The 18,244-nt window shown below is 61.5% G+C and carries 17 protein-coding genes and 1 pseudogene; 4 read left to right on the forward strand and 14 right to left on the reverse strand.

From position 1 onward, the window contains the following. The 4 genes and pseudogenes from WCA85_RS33530 to WCA85_RS33545 all read right to left on the reverse strand — a co-directional run. Window positions 1-75 (reverse strand): annotated as a pseudogene (locus tag WCA85_RS33530) (dethiobiotin synthase); the annotation flags it as partial. 8 nt (window positions 76-83) lie between these two features. Then, window positions 84-1,268 (reverse strand): 8-amino-7-oxononanoate synthase, encoded by a 1,185-nt coding sequence (gene bioF, locus WCA85_RS33535; RefSeq protein WP_424069814.1) that lies wholly within the window; start codon window positions 1,266-1,268, stop codon window positions 84-86. A gap of 5 nt (window positions 1,269-1,273) precedes the next feature. Then, on the reverse strand, window positions 1,274-2,644 hold the full coding sequence (gene bioA / locus WCA85_RS33540; RefSeq protein ID WP_424069783.1) for an adenosylmethionine--8-amino-7-oxononanoate transaminase: 1,371 nt from the start codon (window positions 2,642-2,644) through the stop codon (window positions 1,274-1,276). Between the two features lie 328 nt (window positions 2,645-2,972). Continuing rightward, window positions 2,973-3,923 (reverse strand): LysR substrate-binding domain-containing protein, encoded by a 951-nt coding sequence (locus tag WCA85_RS33545; RefSeq protein WP_424069784.1) that lies wholly within the window; start codon window positions 3,921-3,923, stop codon window positions 2,973-2,975. 329 nt (window positions 3,924-4,252) lie between these two features. On the opposite strand from WCA85_RS33545, the gene WCA85_RS33550 reads away from it, so the two are divergent. Together WCA85_RS33550 and WCA85_RS33555 are read left to right on the forward strand one after the other, a co-directional pair. Continuing rightward, on the forward strand, window positions 4,253-5,710 hold the full coding sequence (locus tag WCA85_RS33550; protein WP_424069786.1) for a putative bifunctional diguanylate cyclase/phosphodiesterase: 1,458 nt from the start codon (window positions 4,253-4,255) through the stop codon (window positions 5,708-5,710). 98 nt (window positions 5,711-5,808) lie between these two features. After that, complete coding sequence (locus tag WCA85_RS33555) at window positions 5,809-6,081, forward strand: hypothetical protein (protein ID WP_424069788.1); 273 nt, start codon at window positions 5,809-5,811, stop codon at window positions 6,079-6,081. Window positions 6,082-6,141: 60 nt separating this feature from the next. Here WCA85_RS33555 and WCA85_RS33560 read toward each other — a convergent pair whose 3' ends face one another. Continuing rightward, window positions 6,142-7,431 carry a dienelactone hydrolase family protein gene (locus WCA85_RS33560; RefSeq protein ID WP_424069790.1) on the reverse strand — a complete coding sequence of 430 codons (1,290 nt, stop codon included), beginning with the start codon at window positions 7,429-7,431 and terminating at the stop codon, window positions 6,142-6,144. A gap of 170 nt (window positions 7,432-7,601) precedes the next feature. On the opposite strand from WCA85_RS33560, the gene WCA85_RS33565 reads away from it, so the two are divergent. Then, window positions 7,602-8,024 (forward strand): hypothetical protein, encoded by a 423-nt coding sequence (locus WCA85_RS33565; RefSeq protein WP_424069792.1) that lies wholly within the window; start codon window positions 7,602-7,604, stop codon window positions 8,022-8,024. Window positions 8,025-8,047: 23 nt separating this feature from the next. Here the strand turns inward: WCA85_RS33565 and WCA85_RS33570 are convergent, their stop codons facing one another. The 7 genes from WCA85_RS33570 to WCA85_RS33600 all read right to left on the reverse strand — a co-directional run bounded on the left by WCA85_RS33570 (window position 8,048) and on the right by WCA85_RS33600 (window position 14,766). Then, window positions 8,048-8,494 carry a YchJ family protein gene (locus WCA85_RS33570; RefSeq protein ID WP_424069794.1) on the reverse strand — a complete coding sequence of 149 codons (447 nt, stop codon included), beginning with the start codon at window positions 8,492-8,494 and terminating at the stop codon, window positions 8,048-8,050. A 21-nt stretch (window positions 8,495-8,515) separates the two neighbouring features. After that, window positions 8,516-9,646: an acyl-CoA dehydrogenase family protein gene (locus WCA85_RS33575; protein WP_424069796.1), complete on the reverse strand. Its 1,131-nt coding sequence runs from the start codon at window positions 9,644-9,646 to the stop codon at window positions 8,516-8,518. 12 nt (window positions 9,647-9,658) lie between these two features. Beyond that, a complete protein-coding gene (locus WCA85_RS33580; RefSeq protein WP_424069798.1) occupies window positions 9,659-10,336 on the reverse strand; it encodes an SDR family oxidoreductase in 678 nt (225 codons plus the stop codon). Window positions 10,337-10,420: 84 nt separating this feature from the next. Continuing rightward, window positions 10,421-11,626 (reverse strand): acetyl-CoA C-acetyltransferase, encoded by a 1,206-nt coding sequence (locus tag WCA85_RS33585; RefSeq protein WP_424069800.1) that lies wholly within the window; start codon window positions 11,624-11,626, stop codon window positions 10,421-10,423. Continuing rightward, window positions 11,619-12,395 carry a carbonate dehydratase gene (gene can, locus WCA85_RS33590; RefSeq protein WP_424069802.1) on the reverse strand — a complete coding sequence of 259 codons (777 nt, stop codon included), beginning with the start codon at window positions 12,393-12,395 and terminating at the stop codon, window positions 11,619-11,621. The genes WCA85_RS33585 and can overlap by 8 nt, the downstream gene beginning before the upstream one ends. An 83-nt stretch (window positions 12,396-12,478) precedes the next feature. After that, on the reverse strand, window positions 12,479-14,320 hold the full coding sequence (gene aceK / locus WCA85_RS33595) for a bifunctional isocitrate dehydrogenase kinase/phosphatase (protein WP_424069804.1): 1,842 nt from the start codon (window positions 14,318-14,320) through the stop codon (window positions 12,479-12,481). A gap of 17 nt (window positions 14,321-14,337) precedes the next feature. Further along, the gene (locus WCA85_RS33600; RefSeq protein ID WP_424069806.1) at window positions 14,338-14,766 is read right to left on the reverse strand and encodes a MerR family transcriptional regulator; all 429 of its coding nucleotides are present in this window, start codon (window positions 14,764-14,766) and stop codon (window positions 14,338-14,340) included. 135 nt (window positions 14,767-14,901) lie between these two features. Between WCA85_RS33600 and WCA85_RS33605 the strand changes: the two genes are divergently transcribed. Beyond that, window positions 14,902-15,972, forward strand: coding sequence for an MBL fold metallo-hydrolase (locus WCA85_RS33605; protein WP_424069808.1), 1,071 nt, complete (start codon window positions 14,902-14,904; stop codon window positions 15,970-15,972). A gap of 89 nt (window positions 15,973-16,061) precedes the next feature. Here WCA85_RS33605 and WCA85_RS33610 read toward each other — a convergent pair whose 3' ends face one another. Together WCA85_RS33610 and WCA85_RS33615 are read right to left on the reverse strand one after the other, a co-directional pair. Then, window positions 16,062-17,657, reverse strand: coding sequence for an ABC transporter substrate-binding protein (locus tag WCA85_RS33610; protein WP_424069810.1), 1,596 nt, complete (start codon window positions 17,655-17,657; stop codon window positions 16,062-16,064). Between the two features lie 223 nt (window positions 17,658-17,880). Continuing rightward, window positions 17,881-18,244, reverse strand: a 364-nt coding sequence (locus tag WCA85_RS33615; RefSeq protein WP_424069812.1) for an SDR family NAD(P)-dependent oxidoreductase, incomplete at its 5' end; no start/stop codon positions are given.

An 18,244-nucleotide genomic window follows, 5' to 3' on the forward strand; every position in this document is an offset into this window, starting at 1 on the left:
CAGCAGGGCAGCCGCGACGAGCGTCTTGCCGATTTCCGTGTCGGTGCCGGTGACGAACAGTGACAAGGGGGCGTTCGATGCACTCATGCCGCCTCCTTGCTGAGTTGCCGCAGGCCCGCTTCGAGGCGGTCGAGGTCCGCGTGCGAATGAGCAGCCGACAACGAGAGGCGTAAGCGCGACGTGCCCACCGGCACGGTCGGCGGGCGGATCGCCGGCACCCACAGGCCAGCCCGATCCAGCGTAGCGGCGATCGCCAGCGTCGCATCGTTCGCGCCGATGATGAGCGGTTGCACGGCCGTATGCGAATCGACCGGTTTCCAGGGGGTAGCTTTGAGCATGGCCCGGGTGCGTTCGATCAGTTGGCGCAGATGCGCGCGTCGGGCATCGCCTTCGTCGCCGCCGATGATGCGCAGGCTAGCCGAGACCGCATGAGCAGCAGCCGGGACGGACGCGGTGGTGAAAATGTACGGCCGGGCGCGCTGCACGAGCCATTCGATCACGGTCTCATGTGCCACGACGAACGCGCCGGACACCCCTGCAGCCTTGCCGAGCGTGCCGATCGAGATGAGATGCGGCGAGCGCAACGCTTCCTGCGCAATGGCGCCACGGCCTTGCGGACCGAGCACGCCGAAGCCGTGCGCGTCGTCGACAATGAGCCACGCGCCGTGCCGTTCCGCGAGTTCGAGCAGACGCGGCAACGGAGCGACGTCGCCATCCATGCTGAACACGGTGTCCGACACGATCACCTTTACGTTGGCGTCTGAGGCGTCGAGCATCGCGCTCAATGCATCGGTGTCGGCGTGCGGATAGATCTGCACGTCGGCGCGCGAAAGACGCGCGCCGTCGATCAGCGAGGCGTGATTCAGCGCATCGGAAAACAACATGGTGCCGCGCCCGGCGAGCGCCGTCAGCGTCGCGAGGTTCGCCATATAGCCGGTGCTGAAGTACAACGCGCGCGGCGCATCGACGAAGCCGCCGACGAATTCCGCCAGATCGTCTTCAAGTTGTGCGTGCGCGCGCGAGTGGCCACCCAGCAGATGCGAACCGCCGCTGCCCGCGCCATAGCGTTGCGCACCCTCGGCTATCGCGGCGACCAGCAACGGGTGCGCAGCGAGGCCGAGATAGTCATTGCTGGCAAAGCCGATCATTTCACGGCCATCGACCACCATATGCGCGGCGCAGGGCGTGTCAGCGGTACGGCGGCGGCGACGCAAACCGTGCGCGTCGAGATCCTTTAACCCCTGTTCGAGGCTTTCGAGCAAATGCATTGTCATTACGCGCCCTCCGCAAGCGTCGCTTCGAATGTTTCGTGGGTGCGTGCCGCTAGCAAGCTGAGTTCTTCGTCGTCGAGGATGTACGGCGGCATCAGATACACCGTGGTCGAAATGGGTCGCAGCAGCAATTCACGCTGCAAAGCGTTTTCGAAGAAACGGCGTGAGAAGGATTTGGCTTGTTGCGGATCGTCGATGACGGCATCGAATGCGAAGATCGTGCCGCACTGACGCAGATTGCGCACCTGCGGATGATCGGCGAGCGGCGTGAGTGCCGCCCGCAAGGTGGCTGACTTGTGGGCGTTGACGGCGAGCACGTTGTCGCTCGCGAACAGATCGAGCGTGGCAAGGGCTGCGCGGCACGCGAGTGGATTGCCCGTGTACGAGTGCGAATGCAGAAAGCCGCGCGTGGTGTCGTCGTCATAGAAGGCGTTGAAGATTTCGTCGCGCGACAGCACGATGGACAGGGGCAGATAGCCGCCGCTGATACCCTTCGACAGACACAGAAAATCGGGCCAAACGCCAGCCTGTTCGCACGCGAAGAACGTCCCGCTTCGACCGCAGCCGACAGCGATTTCGTCTGCGATCAGATGCACATCATACTGATCGCACAGCACGCGCAGACCTGCTATGTATGAAGCATCGTGCATGGCCATACCGGCCGCGCATTGTACGAGGGGCTCGACGATGAGCGCGGCGACGTGATTGCTGCGGGCCTCGAACAGAGCGCGCACGTTACCGAGGGCGCGGCGGGCGACATCGGCCGCGCTTTCGCCGGACTGTGCAAGCCGCGCATCGGGAGATGCAACCACGTGCGCGTGACGGATCAGCGGATCGTAGGCATCCTTGAAGAGGGCGACATCCGTGACGCCAAGCGCGCCGATGGTCTCGCCGTGATAACTGTTGGCAATGCAGACGAATTCTTTCTTCTCGGCGTATCCGCGATTGCGCCACGAATGGAAACTCATCTTCAGAGCGATCTCGACGGCGGATGCGCCGTCGGAAGCGAAAAACGCATGGCCTAGCGTGTGCTGGGTGAGGGCGGCGAGCCGCTCGGCGAGTTCGATTGCCGGCTCGTGCGTGCAGCCGGCGAGCATGGCGTGTTCGAGCGTATCGAGCTGATCTTTGAGCGCAGCGTTGATACGCGGATTGGCGTGGCCGAACAGATTGACCCACCAGGAGCTGATCGCATCGAGGTAACGATGTCCTGCGCGATCGTAGAGCCAGGCGCCAGCGCCACGCGAGACGGGGACGAGCGGAAGGCGCTCGTGGTGTTTCATCTGCGTGCAGGGATGCCAGACGGCGCGCAGGCTGCGGGCGACCCAGTCTTCAGTTTCGGTGTTAGCTGCTTGACGGCTTGCTGTGTTGTTCAACAGTACGACTCCGGTACGGGGCTTTTGTTCTCTCGCGGGTTCAGCGTGGTTTATTTGCGCGGGGCGTGGGGGTGGTTTTTTTCCTCACGGCGCTGTTTTGTGGGCGCTTGGGCCGCAGCGGGGTCGAGATTAGCGCTTTCTTTCTGTCCGTGCACTACCCCTCGGTCGGGCTGTTTTTTGGGGCCCGCTTGGAGTTTCGGGGTGTTCCCGTCAGGTCGTGTTCGTTTTCGCCAGAAGGATTCAAATCCGGGTAGATGACGACGGCAAAGTCATAGGGGGTACACGGAAAAAATCTTGGGGTTGCGGCGGGTTTTGCCCCGCGTAAGGGCTAGACCAGGATTTCAACCGAGTGCGTAGCGCGGAGAATCTCCGGGGTTCGGGCCCAGGATTCGTCGCGGATCGTATCGAGCAGGCAGTCGATAAAGCAACGCGACGCCGTATCGGAAGGCTGACCAGTGCGGGTGATGATGCCGACCGTTGAATCGTCGAGTTGCTCGCGCACGGGAACTGCGCATAGGCCATCGTGGGCCGCGCATAGCTCGACGAGTGGCCACGGAAAAATGCTGATCATGTCGGTGCCCTTGAGCAGCGCGATTGCCACGGTCAGCGAGTGAAGAAAGTGAATGCTGCGCGGCGCGGCGAGGTCGTACTGCGCGAACATCCTGTAGGGTACCTGTCCCTCTGTTTCCGGGTCCAACGCCACGAGCCAGTCGAGGTCGAGCAATTCGGTCAGTGAACGGCTTTCCGCGCGCGGATGATCCTGCCGCGCAACCACCGCCCGGCTCGACGAAAACAGCGGCCGATACGCAAACTCGGCGCTGGCCACCCCCGGCGTTTGCCTGCCGATATAGATGTCGAGGCTACCGTCCCGCAAACGCGGGTTGGCGATCGCCAGTAAGCCTTCGAAGATCTCAAGCTGAGTGTCGGGCATCTGCGCACGAAAACGCGCAACCGTCTCCGGAAGAAATGTCATTGCGACCCACGCCGTCACGGCAATCGAAAGGCGCCCCCGTGGGTCGCCACGCATCGCGTCGATGGCCTGATGCGCACGCGTCATTTGCCCAACGACGAGTCGCGCATGTATCAGCAGCGTTTGTCCGCACTCCGTGAGCGTCACGCCAGATGATGTGCGCGCCACAAGCTGCATTCGGACGGTCTCTTCCAGGCACTGAAGGTTTTGAGTCACCGCGGCGGGCGACGAATTGAGCAGTCGCGCCGCCCCGCGAACGCTACCCGCATCCGCGATGGCGACAAGCGCGCGTAATTGATGAATTTTCATGTTGAACCAGCGTTTCGTATGGCGTGCGGTAACGCGTTCACCGTTGCTTTACGCGTTCACCGTTTCGATCCGTTTTCGCGCGGGCGATGCCGCGATATTGTGGCGACACTGTCAACAACGGCCATGTGCCGAGGAGTTTCACACCATGCTACTGATCCAGGTTTCCATGCTCCTAACGTATATGTTGATTAGCTATGCACATAAAACAGGTTCGTTCGCGCGTTCCCGCGTGCGTCGTCAAGAGGGGCGCGATTGAGGACCGCCTGGTTGATGCGACCTTTCCCCATCGGACAAAAGTTCCACACCGCTTTCAGCATAGGATTGCAAAGATGACTCATCAAGTGACCGCGCTGCGCACGAAGGAATGTGTGCCCGTTTCAGCCCGTCGCCCGGCTTACCTCGACGAGGCGATCAGTTCGCGCAGCGGCGCGGGCACTGTTGCGTTGTCTGCGTTGCCGCACTTCGGTTACGCATCCTTTGTCGATTCGCTTACCGGTTTGTATAGCCGTGCCGACCTCGCCGAGCGTGCTCAGCACTTGCTGAAGACGGGGCACGCATCAGGCGTCGCCTTGCTGCTCATCAATCTGGACGGCTTCAGCAAGGTCAACGATATCGCCGGTTACGACCTGGGTGATCGCGTCTTGCGCAGTGTCGCGCGCCGGCTCGCCGGGTTTATGGATCAACACGACCTGCTTGCACGAATCGGTGGCGACGAATTCGTGATCGTCGTCGATGACCGCGGCGACGCGGCGGCACTCGGCGAGTTCGCGCGGCGGGTACTCGACCTGTTTGCGGCGCCATTCGAAATCGCCGGCCGTGAGTATCACGTGGGCGCGTCGATCGGAATTGCGCGGCCCCTGGACGACGCCCACGATGCAGCGGCGTTGATGCGCAACGCCGGCCTTGCGATGCGTCGCGCGAAACAGTGCGGCAGAGGCCGCGTGCATTTTTTCACAGAGGACATGCAAGATGATCTGCGACGCCGCCTCAGGATCGAGGCGTTGCTGCGTCATGCGCTGGCCGCCGGTGAATTGAAGCTCGCCTACCAACCGGTGTTCGACAGCGTGTCGCACGAGCCCGTAGGCGCCGAGGCGCTGCTGCGCTGGACCAATAGCGAATTCGGCGACGTTCCGCCTGCCGAATTCATACCGATTGCCGAAGAAACCGGTCTGATGGAGAGCATCGGTGACTGGGTGTTGCAACAGGCCTGTGCTCAGGCGGCGCAGTGGCGCTGGAGTGTTGCGCCGAGTTTTACGGTCTCTGTAAACGTTTCGCCGGTTCAATTCAACGAGCGCTTCGTGCAACGCGTTGCTGCGTGTCTCGAATGCACAGGACTCGAAGCATCGGCGCTGCAACTGGAAATCACCGAGAGCATGTTGATGCCCGACAGCGGGGACGTGGCAGCGACGACCAAGGCGCTCTCGAATCTCGGCGTGAAGCTCGCGATCGACGACTTTGGGACGGGCTATGCGTCGTTGGCGTACCTCAAGCGCTTCGCTTTGCACAATTTGAAGATCGACCGTTTGTTCGTCGCGGATTTGCCGCACAGTCGCGATTCGATCGCCATCACGCATGCAATCGTGGCGATGGCGCACACGCTGGGTATGACCGTGACGGCTGAGGGCGTGGAAACTTGCGATCAGGCTGCGGCGCTGCGCGAGATGGGCTGCGACATGCTGCAGGGTTACCTGTTCAGCCCCGCGACAAGCCCGGCGGAACTTGCCAAAGCGTTGTCTGGCGCTAACAGCGGGAATAAACGGCGCGCTAGCGGGTTAACCAATTTGTAATGAAACAATTGGACTTGTCGGAGCGTTGCAGAGTCTGTCGCGAAAGTCTTTATGTTGTTGCCGTGCCAGCCGACATGGCGCGAGTCAGGAGAGAAACCATGTTCGATGCAGAAATCGCCGCAACGTTGTTGAACCGCTGGGCCGGCCAGGCGCATAACGAAGAACGCCAGACTTACCTCGGCCTCCTGCGCGAAGGCAATCTGCAGTTCACTCACGAACTCGGCTACGTAGGCACGCGCGGCATTCGCGACACGAACGCTTGCCGTACCGAGTCCCTTTTTTTCGGCGATGGCTCGCGGGCGTTGCGCGTGGGTGCGCCGGATAGCGAAGCGGGCTGGACCCGATGGGCTGCATTGCAGCCGCTTCAATGAATCGTGCCGCGCTTTGATTGAGGTCTCTCTGACTCGGCGGGCACGTGGGATGGCTAGCGGTCAATTCCGGCTAGCCAACGCCCCCTTGTCAGCATCGTTGCCGCCCGCAGGGTCATTGGAAGAGGGCGCCGCTGCAGTCTGCGACGACCCGTCATTCCATACAACAGAATCATTCACTGCATACAACCGGCACGGATCCGAACTCTGCTTCTGGCAATTCGCCACTGCCACCGACATCGGATCGTCGCCGCCTTCGGCCCAGGACCACGCCCCGGAGTCGGAAACAGCAAAAGCCCGGCTAGGATACTGATGCAAGAAGCTCCGATACCCCGCGCGCCCTGCTTCGTCCACAAAAGGCACCGCCGTCACCGCATCCAAAGCCGCAAAGCCGCTCGCCTTAGGCGGGGCCGGATCCGCTACCCGGTATTGCAAGCCCGTTGGCATTCCCACGCGTGCGAGGAAGGCCTCCACAGCAGGCCACCACACCTTCACGCCGTCGCGGTCGCCAACCAGTCGGTGCGCGTCGTTCTTGTACGTGCCGAAATCAACCATCTTTGCGTTCGCACCATGCGCCGAATAAGCGGCATACATGTTCGCCACCAGTTGTGTCGACCAGATCGAGTCGTTATCGCCATACAGCCACAATGACGGAACATTGGTTTTCTCGCCATAGGCGCCAAACGCATGGATCAGGTTGCCCTGCCAGTCCGTACACGCGTCTTGACGCAAACCACCGGAGAAATTGATCAGTGCACGAACGCCTGGCGTGGCTTCGACGCCATAAGCCATCGTTGCCAGTCCGCCGTGCGAGGTGCCGGCCACGACGATGTGCTGCGCATCCACGTAAGGCTGCTTCGACATGTAGTTGACCGTCGCGGCGACGTCGCCCGCCTGGCCAAGGCCGTTGGTCGCGACATCGCAACCGTCCTGCTGGTAGGTGCCGCCCGATTTCGCAAAGCCCTGACGGTTCGGCGCCACCACCACGTAGCCGCGCCGCACGAACTCGCGTGCGAACGGCAGCGGATCGCTGCGGGCTTGCGCACGCGGATCACCCTGCATCTTGCCGTGGTTGAAAACGATCATCGGGAACGGACCGGGACCGTCCGGCTTGTACACCGTCGTTTCAAGTGTGATCGTGCCGGCGGCATCCACGGGAACGCGGATCACCGATTCGTTGAGGCTGGCGGACGGCAGGTAGGTGTCGTCGTCCAGTGCAATGCGGGGTACCACAGCGCGGCTCAGCGGGCCGCCCTGTGTATCGGCGAGCGGGTCGGCCTGCGCCAACGAAACGGCACAAGCCGCCCATGCACAAACCATCAACCCAGCCGTCAAAAACTTTCTGCAACCCATACGCAGCACCTGCCCTGAAGTACGTCCTTAAAACCTGTGTCGCCCGCGGCCCTCCGCTGCTCCCTGACAGTTGCCTTTCGGTCAGATTTGAAGCAACAAAAAGACACTCGCGTACATGGCGCGCTTGGCGCATGCACGCGGATCGAGATCGCACGGGATGACCCACCAGCTTGGCCGACGCGACCCCACGCGCCGATGATGAGCAACACACGAAGTCCTCTCAAGCTGCCGCCGAAACACAAGAGATCAAGGTTGCGGCGAAGCTCTCGGACATCTATGCGGAGACGGTATGGACCGCACTCTCGCATGTGTCGCTTCAAAACCTACAGGCCAATCCTGGCACGACAATTTATGGTTGTGCAATTGAGGAGAACCCGACACAGAAAATTCGTAGTGCTCGACGCTTCTTCGATGCGCCGAATCCGCCGATGTACGGGGCTGTACGGGAGGGCGGGAGAAATGACCGATGTGGTAGACCGCCAACAAACACCGCTTCGATGTTTGAGGGGCACATTGAAGAAAAACTCTATAACGTGCAAACCTCGCGGAGTCCTTACAGACCCTTACTTCACGAGGCCGATTTGCAAGCGTAATCCACGGGCGTGTTTATGTTTTTTCATGTTTCGCTCACGTCGCCATCGACATAGCGCCAGTGGCCATCGTCACCGCGGACAAAGCGGCTCGTTTCGTGCAAACGATGCGCCCTGCCACCAACCTTGAATCGTGCGACGAATTCGACTTCGGCGTGCGAGGCGTCTTGTTCTGCGAAGCGCTTGATCTGCAGGCCGAGCCAACGGGGCGCATCGGGCGCCTCAGGGTTGGCGTCGAGATCCGCGGGGCAGGTGTGCGGTGCCCACGTCGAGCGCAGATAAGCGGTGTCACCGAGCACATAAGCGCTATAACGCGAGCGCATCAGTTCGAGCGCGCGGGGCGCGGTCTCGCCGCCGTCGATGAAGCGGCCGCAGCAGATTGCGAAGCGTGGTGGCTTCGCGTCGCTTCGCTGGTTCGGAGCCGCGCCGCCACAGGGGCACGCTAAAGGTCGTTGTGTAGTCAAATAAGTCACGCAGAAGGAATCGTCATATCGTCAGTGCAGGCCACGCGCGATCAGGATCTTCTGGATGTCGCTGGTGCCCTCGTAAATCTGGCACACCCGCACGTCGCGGTAGATACGCTCCACCGGGAAGTCGGTCAGATAGCCGTAACCGCCGTGAATCTGTAGCGCGTCGGAGCAGATCCGCTCAGCCGCTTCCGATGCGAACAGCTTGGCCATTGCCGCTTCCGTCAGGCACGGCTGCCCCGCGTCCTTCAATGAGGCGGCGTGCCAGATCAGTTGACGCGCGGCTTCGAGCTGCGTGGCCATGTCGGCGAGGCGAAACTGGACCGCCTGATGCGCTAGCAGAGGCTGGCCGAAGCTCTCGCGTTCCCGTGCATACACAAGCGCGGCTTCGAACGCCGCGCGCGCCATGCCGACGCTTTGCGCCGCAATGCCAATGCGCCCGCCCTCGAGACCGGAGAGCGCGATCCGGTAGCCTTCGCCTTGCGCGCCGATCATGTTTGCCGCCGGAACGCGGCAGTCTTCGAAGATGATTTGCGCCGTGTCCGATGAATGCTGACCGAGCTTGTCCTCGACGCGTGCGACAACATAGCCAGGGGTGTCAGTGGGCACGATAAAGGCGCTGATGCCACGCTTGCCAGCAGTTTTGTCCGTGACAGCCAACACAATCGCGGCGTTAGCGTTCTTGCCGCTCGTGATGAACTGTTTGACGCCGTTCAGCAAATAGGCGTCGCCATCGCGCGCGGCGGTAGTGCGCAGTGCCGAGGCGTCCGAGCCCGCTTGCGGCTCGGTCAGACAAAACGCGCCGAGCATCTCGCCGCGCGCGAGCGGGGTGAGCCAATCACGTTTCTGCGCCTCATTGCCATAGCTGAGCAGGATGCTGCAAACCGGGCAGTTGTTGACGGAGACGGCGGTGGAGGTGCCGCCGTCTCCAGCGGCGATTTCTTCGAGAATCACCGCGAGCGCAAGTGCGTCGAGTCCGGCGCCGCCGTACGCTTCGGGCACCAGCACGCCATAAGCGCCGAGTTCGGCCAGCTGGCGGTGAACCTCTTTAGGAAACGTGCACTCACGGTCCCATTGCGCAGCGTACGGTGTGACCGCGTCACGCACGAAAGTGCGCACCGCATCGCGAATCATCAGGTGATCCTGATCAAGCAGCATCCTTCAGTCTCCTCACCATTCGAGCGGCGTACCGTCGTATTGATAGAAACGGCCGTTAAACGACTCGCGCGCGGCAGCGGCCTGGGCGAGTACCTCACGCATGCCGGTCACACTGCGCTCGGGATCAATCGCCGCCTGGGCGCCGCCCATGTCGGTGCGAACCCAGCCGGGGTGCAGCGCGACGCAGGTCGCGCTGCGTGTCTGCAGCGAGGTGATCTTCAGCGCGTCGTTTAGCGCCGCCTTGCTCACGCGATACAGCCAGCCGGTGGTGCCCGTCGTGTCGGCGATACTGCCCATCCGGCTCGATAGCACGGCGAGTACGCCGCGCGCCTCTTCGACAAGCGGCAACAGGATCGGGATCAATTGCATCGGACCCCGTACGTTCGTGACCATGACCTCGTCGAAGTCTTCGGCGGTGACGGATTCGACGCTCTCGGTGCGCGGACCGTACACGCCCGACACCAGCAACGCGGCATCCAGCCGTTCGCCATCGAGCTTCCGGCCGAGCGCGGCGATTTCTGCGGGCACCGCCACGTCGAGCGAAAAGGTTTCCGCGCCGAGTTCTTCGAGCGCCTCAAGTGCCGCGTCATCACGTGCCGTGGCAAGGACGCGCCAGCCGGCACGTTTGTACTGGCGTACGAACTCGCGGCCAATGCCGCGCGAGGCGCCCACGATCAACACGGTTTTCATTCGCTTACCTCACTGTTCGGTACCGCGGTGCACGCATGCGCCGTGCCTCGGACAAACCGGCGACGGCGCATGCGGCGTAACGCCTTATACGAGTTCGATGCCCATCGCCGTCGCTTCGCCGCCGCCAATACACAACGTTGCAACGCCACGCTTGAGCCCGCGGTGCTTCAGCGCGCCGATCAACGTCACCAGAACGCGCGCGCCCGACGCGCCGATCGGATGACCCAGCGCGCACGCGCCGCCGTTCACGTTGACCTTGTCGTGGGGAAGCTTGTGCTCTTTCATCGCTGCCATCGTGACCACCGCGAAGGCTTCGTTGACTTCGTATAGATCCACGTCGTCCGCTTTCCAGCCATTCTTCTCGAAGAGCTTGCGGATCGCACCGACCGGTGCCGTGGTGAATTTCGCCGGTTCCTGCGCAAAGGTGGAATGACCGACCACACGCGCAAGCGGCTCCACGCCGAGTCGCTTCGCAGTCGATTCCCGCATCATCACCAGCGCTGCCGCGCCGTCGGAAATCGACGATGAGTTGGCCGCGGTGACCGTGCCGGTTTTGCTGAACGCGGGCTTAAGCGTCGCGATCTTTTCGAGGTTGGCCTTGAACGGTTGCTCATCGCGCTCGATCGTCACGTCACCCTTGCGACTCTCAACTTTGACCGGCGCGATTTCCCACGCAAACGAACCGTCTTCGTTCGCGCGCTTCGCGCGCTTGAGCGATTCGATCGCGAACGCGTCCTGCGCGTCACGCGTGAAGTCGAACGAGGCCGCGCATTCCTCAGCGAAGGTGCCCATCAGACGGCCCTTGTCGTAGGCGTCTTCAAGGCCGTCGTAGAACATGTGGTCAATCACCTGGGCGTGACCCATGCGCATACCGCCGCGTGCTTTGGGCAGCAGGTAGGGCGCGTTCGTCATGCTTTCCATGCCACCTGCGACGATCACGTCCGCCGAACCAGCGGCCAGCATGTCGTGTGCGAACATCGCCGCGCGCATACCGGAGCCGCACATCTTGTTCACCGTCGTGCTTCCCGTAGCCAGCGGCAGACCTGCGCCGAGTGCGGCCTGACGCGCGGGCGCTTGACCGAGCCCGGCGGGCAGTACGCAGCCCATCACCACTTCATCAATCTGTGCCGGCTGAAGACCCGCGCGTTGCACGGCGGCTTCGATGGCGATGGCGCCGAGTTGCGGGGCGGTCAGCGTTGCGAAGTCGCCCTGAAAGGCTGCCATCGGCGTACGCGCAGCCGAAACTATTACGACCGGATCGATCTGTCCGTTGTGTTTTGTCTCACTCATGTTTTAGCTCCTTGATTACACCTTCGACGATAGCCGGCACATCGCCGAGCTTCGCTGCATCGGCAGCGACCACGTCATTGTCTGTCTGATGCGCGCCGCCCGCCGTGACGGCTGCGACGCAACGCAAATAGGCTTCATCCAGCGCATCGGGGTTGCCGATCGTCATACCCAGATTGCGTACCTTGCCGTCATGCACACCGTAGGCCCAGCCATGCACGGTGACGTCCTGGCCGCGTGCCCACGCGTCGTTGAGGATGGTCGTGCGGCACACGTTGACGACCTGTTCAATCGTATTCAATTCCACGAGGCGCCGATGGCGCGCTTCGCCAAGCGGCCATTCTTCCAGCAACGCAGCATGCTTGGTGCGCACGTCCTGCACGTGATGCAGCCAGTTGTCCGCGAGTCCGACGCGGCGGCCGTGCAGCGCTGCTGCCACACCTGAGCAGCCGTAGTGACCGACCACCATGATGTGCTTGACCTTCAGCAAATCTACCGCGAACTGGATGACCGAAAGGCAATTCAGATCCGTATGCACCACGACGTTGGCGATGTTTCTGTGCACGAACACTTCGCCTGGCGGCAGGCCAATGATCTGATTGGCCGGCACGCGTGAGTCCGAGCAGCCGATCCACAGGTATTCAGGCGTTTGCTGGTGAGCGAGGCGAGAAAAATACTCCGGATCTTCGGACAGTTTGCGGGTCACCCACTTGTCGTTGTTCTCGAACAGGTGTGCGAGCGGATTCGGCTGGGTTAAGGCGGATGTGTTCATGGTGCGTCGAATGGTTGACTGGACCGATGGTCCGGTCGGTTTCGTTATTGGGAGGGGCGGCGTTGAACGGGTTTCACGATCGTTCACGCCGCGCGCACAGCAGATTCGCGCGTTACCGTTTTGTTTGCTTCGCCCACTGCGGCGTCGGTCAAGGGAGCGAACCGCTCCGGATAGCGCATGCAAAAGCGGGTGCTGCTGTCGTAAGGAAAGAAGTCGGGCAGTTCGCCCTTTAGCAGGTGATCCTTGTGCCGTTGCCACAGCGCGGGCTCGAAAAAGTCTGCGTGGTGTTGCATGAAAGCGCGGCGCACGCGGGGGTCGCCGAGCAGGAAGGTGCCATATGTCTCGGGGAAGATGTCATGCGCGCCGACGGAATACCACGGCTCGCCGGACATCTCATCTTCCTCGTTACGCGGTGGCGGCACCGCGCGCACATTGCAATCGGTCAGATACTCGATTTCATCGTAATCGTAAAACACGACGCGTCCGTGGCGGGTGACGCCGAAATTCTTGTAAAGCATGTCACCAGGGAAGATGTTCGCCTGCATCAACTCTTTCACCGCGTCGCCGTATTCCTTGATGCCGTGCTCGACTTCGGCGTCGCTGCCGTTGTGCAGGTAAAGGTTCAACGGGACCATGCGCCGTTCAATGTACAGATGACGGATCACGAGGTTATCGCCCTCGTATTCGATCATCGAAGGCACTTCCTTTTCGAGTTCACGCAGCAGCGCTTCGTCGAGCCGCGCGAGTGGCAGCGCCACGCTCGAGTATTCGAGCGTATCCGCCATGCGGCCCAGTCGGTCGTGCCGTTTGACGAGCTGATACTTGCCCTGAATCTTCGCGCGCGTGGTTTCCTTTGGTGGCGGGAAGTTGTCCTTGATCAGCTTGAACACGTACGGGAACGAGGGCAGCGTGAACACCAGCATCACGAGCCCTTTGATGCCGGGCGCGATGACGAACTGGTCGCTCGAATGCGACAGATGGTGCAGCAGGTCGCGATAGAACAGATTCTTGCCCTGCTTCTGCAAACCTACTGACGTGTAGATTTCTGCGTTCGGTTTGCCGTGCATGATGGTGCCGAGAAACTGCACGTACGCGGACGGCACTTCCATATCGACCAGAAAATACGAATGCGAGAAGCTGAAGATAATCAGCAACTGATCGCGCTGCAGCAGCACGGTATCGAGCGCGAGACACCCTGGCTTCACATGACGCACCGGCACGGCGAACGGCAGCAGGGAATCGCCATTGATGATCCGACCGACGATGTACGCCGATTTGTTGCGAAAGAACAGCGACGACAGCACGTGAATCTGGAAGTTAGCGGCCTCACTGAAGGCGCCGAACGCGTCGTGGATGGCTTGCACCACGCAGCCCACGTCACGTTGCAGATCTTCGAACGGTGTCTCCAGCTGGAAATTCGTGACGATGCGCTCGAGCGTCGCGGCGAGGCCGTCTTTCGCGGGATAGTACGCCCGGTAGGTCGGCTTGGCAGCGGGCTCGTCATTCTCGATGTATTCGGTCGAGATGGCGGGACGTACGAAGATGAAATCGTTGTTGAAGTACGAGCGATGCAGGATCTTGCAGCACACGGAGTTGAAGAACGTCTCCGCGCACTCGGGTTGCCGGTGGGTGGTCAACAGGCCGATGAAGTGCAGCTTGATCTGCTGCCAGATTTCAATGTCGATATTTTCTGCGTCGTACTCGTCTTCGAGCAGTTCGACGCATTCCTGAACCCGTTCGTCATACGAAGTAATCCGTTCCCTTGCGAGGCGCTGCATCTCGTGCCAGTCACCGGCCTCGAACAGCGACTTCGCATGAATCGCGGCGTCGCGAAAAATGCGGTAGTGCCGGTCGAAGCCGTCGAGCATCGTCCGCGCGACATCAAAGCCGATTTGCGACGAGAGCAGTTTGGGAAAGTGATTCATCTCGACCGGGCATCCGCTCATTGCGCCGAAGAATGCGCCGCTGCTGCCGGTTGCGTGTCACGGAAGCCGCCATCGAGCAGCGCTCGCGCCTGAGCTTCGTATTGCGCCAGGTCTTCGAGCGTGGCGTTCAGGTCTTCGAGCTGGCGCTCCAGCACTTCACGATGCCGCCTAACTGTCGCGAGGAAGGCGTGCAACTGCGGCTCGGTGTCAGTGGGCGATTCGTACAGATCGAGCAGATCACGAATCTCCGACAGCGTGAAACCCAGCCGCTTGCCGCGCAGCGTCAGCTTCAGACGAGTCCGGTCGCGGCCCGAATAGACACGTCGCAACCCGCCCGAACCCTCGCGGCTTGGGGAGAGTAAACCCTGATCTTCATAGAAGCGAATTGCTCGCGGGGTGACGTCGAATTCACGCGCGAGCTCGGTGATGGTGTATTGCGTGTTCATCGGAACATCCCGTGGCCGGGCAGAAAATCGGATTGGACGATAGAATCGACGTTTACGTTATCGTCAACTTGAGTAAAGCGCAACCGCTGCGCGCGGCGACCGGCGTCGCCAGAACGTTGGAGGAAGACACTCGCAATGAATGCACTCGAACACCAACTGAATTATCCATTCAACGACACCTTGCCGGAACCCGGTCATGCGTTCGAAGTGGCGCCCGGCGTGTTCTGGCTGCGCATGCCGCTACCGTTCGCGCTGGACCATATCAACCTCTGGCTGCTGCGCGACGAGCTGGACGGCCAGCAGGGCTGGACGGTGGTGGACTGCGGTATCGCCTCGGACACGATCAAGGCGAACTGGGAGCAGGTGTTCGACACGGTGCTTGATGGTCTACCGGTGTTGCGCGTGATTGCCACGCATTGCCATCCGGATCACATCGGCCTTGCGCACTGGGTGTGCGCGGGTGGCGACAAAAAGCGCTGGGATGTGCGGCTGTGGATGACGCTCGGCGAATACCTGCAAGCCCGTGTGATGGCGGCTGGCGACGGCTCCAACGCGGGCGGTGAGGGAGCTGCGCGGCATTTCGCGCGCCACGGTCTCGCGGACGAGGAATCGCTTGATAAGCTGCGTAACCGCAAGAGCTATTACTCGACCCTCGTGCCGGCGCTGCCGGAACAGTATCGGCGTGTGCGTGAGGGCCAGGCCATCGCGATCGGCGGCAAGACATGGCGCGTGGTCACGGGCTTTGGTCACTCGCCGGAGCATTGCGCGCTGCATAACGAAGCCGACGGTGTACTGATTTCTGGCGATATGGTCTTGCCGCGTATTTCGACCAACGTGTCGGTGTTCGATATGGAGCCGGAAGGCAATCCGCTCGCGCTCTATCTCGAGTCGCTTGGACGTTACGAGACGATGGCGGAGGACACGCTGGTGTTGCCGTCGCACGGCAAGCCGTTTCGCGGCGTGCGTACGCGCATCATCCAGTTGCGCGAGCATCACGATGCACGGCTCGCGGAAGTGCGTGAGGCTTGCGCCACGAAGCCGCAAAGTGCGGCGGATATCGTGCCGTTGATGTTCAAACGGCAACTCGATATCCACCAGATGACTTTTGCATTGGGCGAGGCGCTCGCGCATTTGCACTTGCTATGGCTCGCGGGCGAGTTGAAGCGCACTCACGACGCGGACGGCGTCTTCCGCTTCGCGCCGTAGGCTGCGCTTCGAGCACGCTGAATCCAGCAAAAGTAAGGCCCGGTGCAATGCAACCGGGCCTTTTTTCTTGCCACTAGCAACGGGCTCGCTTACTTCACAGACACCGTCGTGAAGTTCTGCCGACCGAACGGACTCACGTTATAGCCGCTAACATCCTTCTGCGTGATCGCCGCGGCGGTCGGATAGCCTAGCGGAATCCACAACGCCTGATCGTGGATGAACTGCTGCGCCGCTTCATAGGCTTTCGCGCGTTTCGCCTGATCGGTCGTGGCCTTGCCGTCGGCGATCAGCTTGTCGAGATCGGCGTCGCAAAAGCGCGCGAAGTTGATGCCCGACTGGACCGCATTGCAGCTAAAGAGCGGCGACATGAAGTTGTCCGGATCGCCGTTGTCGCCCGCCCATCCCATGAATAGGATGTCGTGCTGGCCTTCTTTGGCCTCCTTGATTAGTTCGCCCCATTCGATCACCTTCACGTCGGCCTTCACGCCGATCTTCGCGAAGTCAGCCTGAATTAGCTCCGCACCTGCCTTTGGATTCGGATTCAGCACGCTGCCGGTGGGACGTACCCAGATGGTCGTGGCGAAGCCGTTCGGAAAGCCCGCACTGGCGAGCAGCGCCTTGGCCTTCGCTGGGTCGTACGGCCAAGGCTTGACCGATTTGTTGTAGCTCCACGTATTCGGCGGAAACGGATTCACGGCGGGCGTTGCCGTGTTGTCGAACACGGTCTTCAGATACGTGGTTCGATCGAACGCCATGTTGAGCGCGGCGCGGACCTTCTGGTTATCGAGCGGCTTCTTCTGCGTGTTCAGCGCGACGAACGCGGTCATGAATGCGGGCGTCTGCACCACGGCGAGCGACTTGTCGGCTTTCGCGTCGGCGACGTCCTGCGGCTTGGGCGACAGCGCGATCTGGCATTCGCCGGTTTTCACCTTTTGCGCCCGCACGGTGGCGTCTGGCGTGATCGCGTAGATCAGGCGGTCGATCTTCGGCTTGGGCCCCCAGTACGACGGATTCACGTCGTAGCGGATCACGGCGTCTTTCGTATAGCTCCTCAGCATGAACGGGCCTGTGCCGATCGGCTTGGCGTTCAGGTCGAGTTGTTTGCCCGCCTTGAGCAACTGATCTGCATATTCAGATGAGTAGATCGACGCGAAGCCCATCGTGAGGATCGAGACAAAGGTCGCATCGGGCTGGTTCAGCTGGAACTTGACCGTGTTCGCGTCGACCTTCGAGACGGACTTGATCAGCTTCGGCAGACCCATCGATTGCGCGTGCGGGAAGCCGCTCGGCCCCGTCACCTTGTGCCACGGGTTGCTGTCGTCGAGCATCCGGGTGAACGTGAACACCACGTCGTCGGCGTTCAAGGGCCGGGTGGGCTTGAAATAGTCAGTGGTCTGGAACTGCACGCCAGGGCGCAGATGAAACGTATAGGTGAGACCGTCGGGGCTCACGTCCCAGCTTTGCGCGAGCGCCGGCACCACTTTTTTCGCGCTTTCGTCATAGGCCACCAGCGAGTTGAAAATCACGTCGGCGGAGGCGTTGGTGGTGACGAGCGAATTGAACTGAACGACATCGAAGCCATCGGGGCTCGATTCGGTACACACGGTCAGCGGTTTGGCGAGCACGAGCGCGGGCGATGCGACGAGCAGGGCGGCGAGTACGGTGCCGGGCAGTGTAAAACGCATAGGATCTCCCATAACAGGCGCGGTCAGGCTGTTCGTATTCTGACTGGGGTGGTGGCCCGCGCGGACCACCAGCGTGATTGTCGTACGTTTGCGGCCCCGGCGCAGTCTAACGCTTCGCGTTCCCGCCAAGGCGAAAGCTTAATCGTTGGGTCGTTGTGCCGACAACAAACGAATCGGCATACCCATATGGCCTGCGTTTGCGTGTGGACCGCGTGTCTTGCGTTTACTCGGCGGCGCGCGGCTTGCGCGGGGCTCTTTCGAACACGCGGTCGTAGACCCAGCGCGGCAGCACATGCAACAGCATGGCCGCCACTCGCATTTGCCACGGATAGATGGCGAACGACGCATTGCGCGCAATCGCATCGGCGACCTTGGTCGCGAAGCGGTCCGCATCCATCAGAAACGGCATGGGATACGGATTGTGCTCCGTCATTGGCGTGCGGATATAGCCGGGCGCGATCGTGACCACATTGACGCTTTTCGGCCGCATTTCGACGCGCAGCGCCTCGAGATACTTGAACGCTGCCGCCTTGGAGGCGCTGTACGCGCCCGACCCGGGCAGGCCGCGCACCCCGGCCACACTCGCC

Origin of the sequence: Paraburkholderia sp., assembly GCF_049581445.1 — a bacterium.
GTDB lineage: Bacteria > Pseudomonadota > Gammaproteobacteria > Burkholderiales > Burkholderiaceae > Paraburkholderia.

Excerpts from the sequence above, each read along its gene's own strand:
- WCA85_RS33545 (WP_424069784.1), bottom strand. The coding sequence starts at position 3,923 with ATGAAAATTCATCAATTACGCGCGCTTGTCGCCATCGCGGATGCGGGT.
- WCA85_RS33550 (WP_424069786.1), top strand. The coding sequence starts at position 4,253 with ATGACTCATCAAGTGACCGCGCTGCGCACGAAGGAATGTGTGCCCGTT.
- WCA85_RS33610 (WP_424069810.1), bottom strand. The coding sequence starts at position 17,657 with ATGCGTTTTACACTGCCCGGCACCGTACTCGCCGCCCTGCTCGTCGCA.
- aceK (WP_424069804.1), bottom strand. The coding sequence starts at position 14,320 with ATGAATCACTTTCCCAAACTGCTCTCGTCGCAAATCGGCTTTGATGTC.
- WCA85_RS33555 (WP_424069788.1), top strand. The coding sequence starts at position 5,809 with ATGTTCGATGCAGAAATCGCCGCAACGTTGTTGAACCGCTGGGCCGGC.
- WCA85_RS33580 (WP_424069798.1), bottom strand. The coding sequence starts at position 10,336 with ATGAAAACCGTGTTGATCGTGGGCGCCTCGCGCGGCATTGGCCGCGAG.
- WCA85_RS33605 (WP_424069808.1), top strand. The coding sequence starts at position 14,902 with ATGAATGCACTCGAACACCAACTGAATTATCCATTCAACGACACCTTG.
- WCA85_RS33560 (WP_424069790.1), bottom strand. The coding sequence starts at position 7,431 with ATGGGTTGCAGAAAGTTTTTGACGGCTGGGTTGATGGTTTGTGCATGG.
- bioF (WP_424069814.1), bottom strand. The coding sequence starts at position 1,268 with ATGCATTTGCTCGAAAGCCTCGAACAGGGGTTAAAGGATCTCGACGCG.
- WCA85_RS33585 (WP_424069800.1), bottom strand. The coding sequence starts at position 11,626 with ATGAGTGAGACAAAACACAACGGACAGATCGATCCGGTCGTAATAGTT.
- WCA85_RS33575 (WP_424069796.1), bottom strand. The coding sequence starts at position 9,646 with ATGCTGCTTGATCAGGATCACCTGATGATTCGCGATGCGGTGCGCACT.
- WCA85_RS33600 (WP_424069806.1), bottom strand. The coding sequence starts at position 14,766 with ATGAACACGCAATACACCATCACCGAGCTCGCGCGTGAATTCGACGTC.
- can (WP_424069802.1), bottom strand. The coding sequence starts at position 12,395 with ATGAACACATCCGCCTTAACCCAGCCGAATCCGCTCGCACACCTGTTC.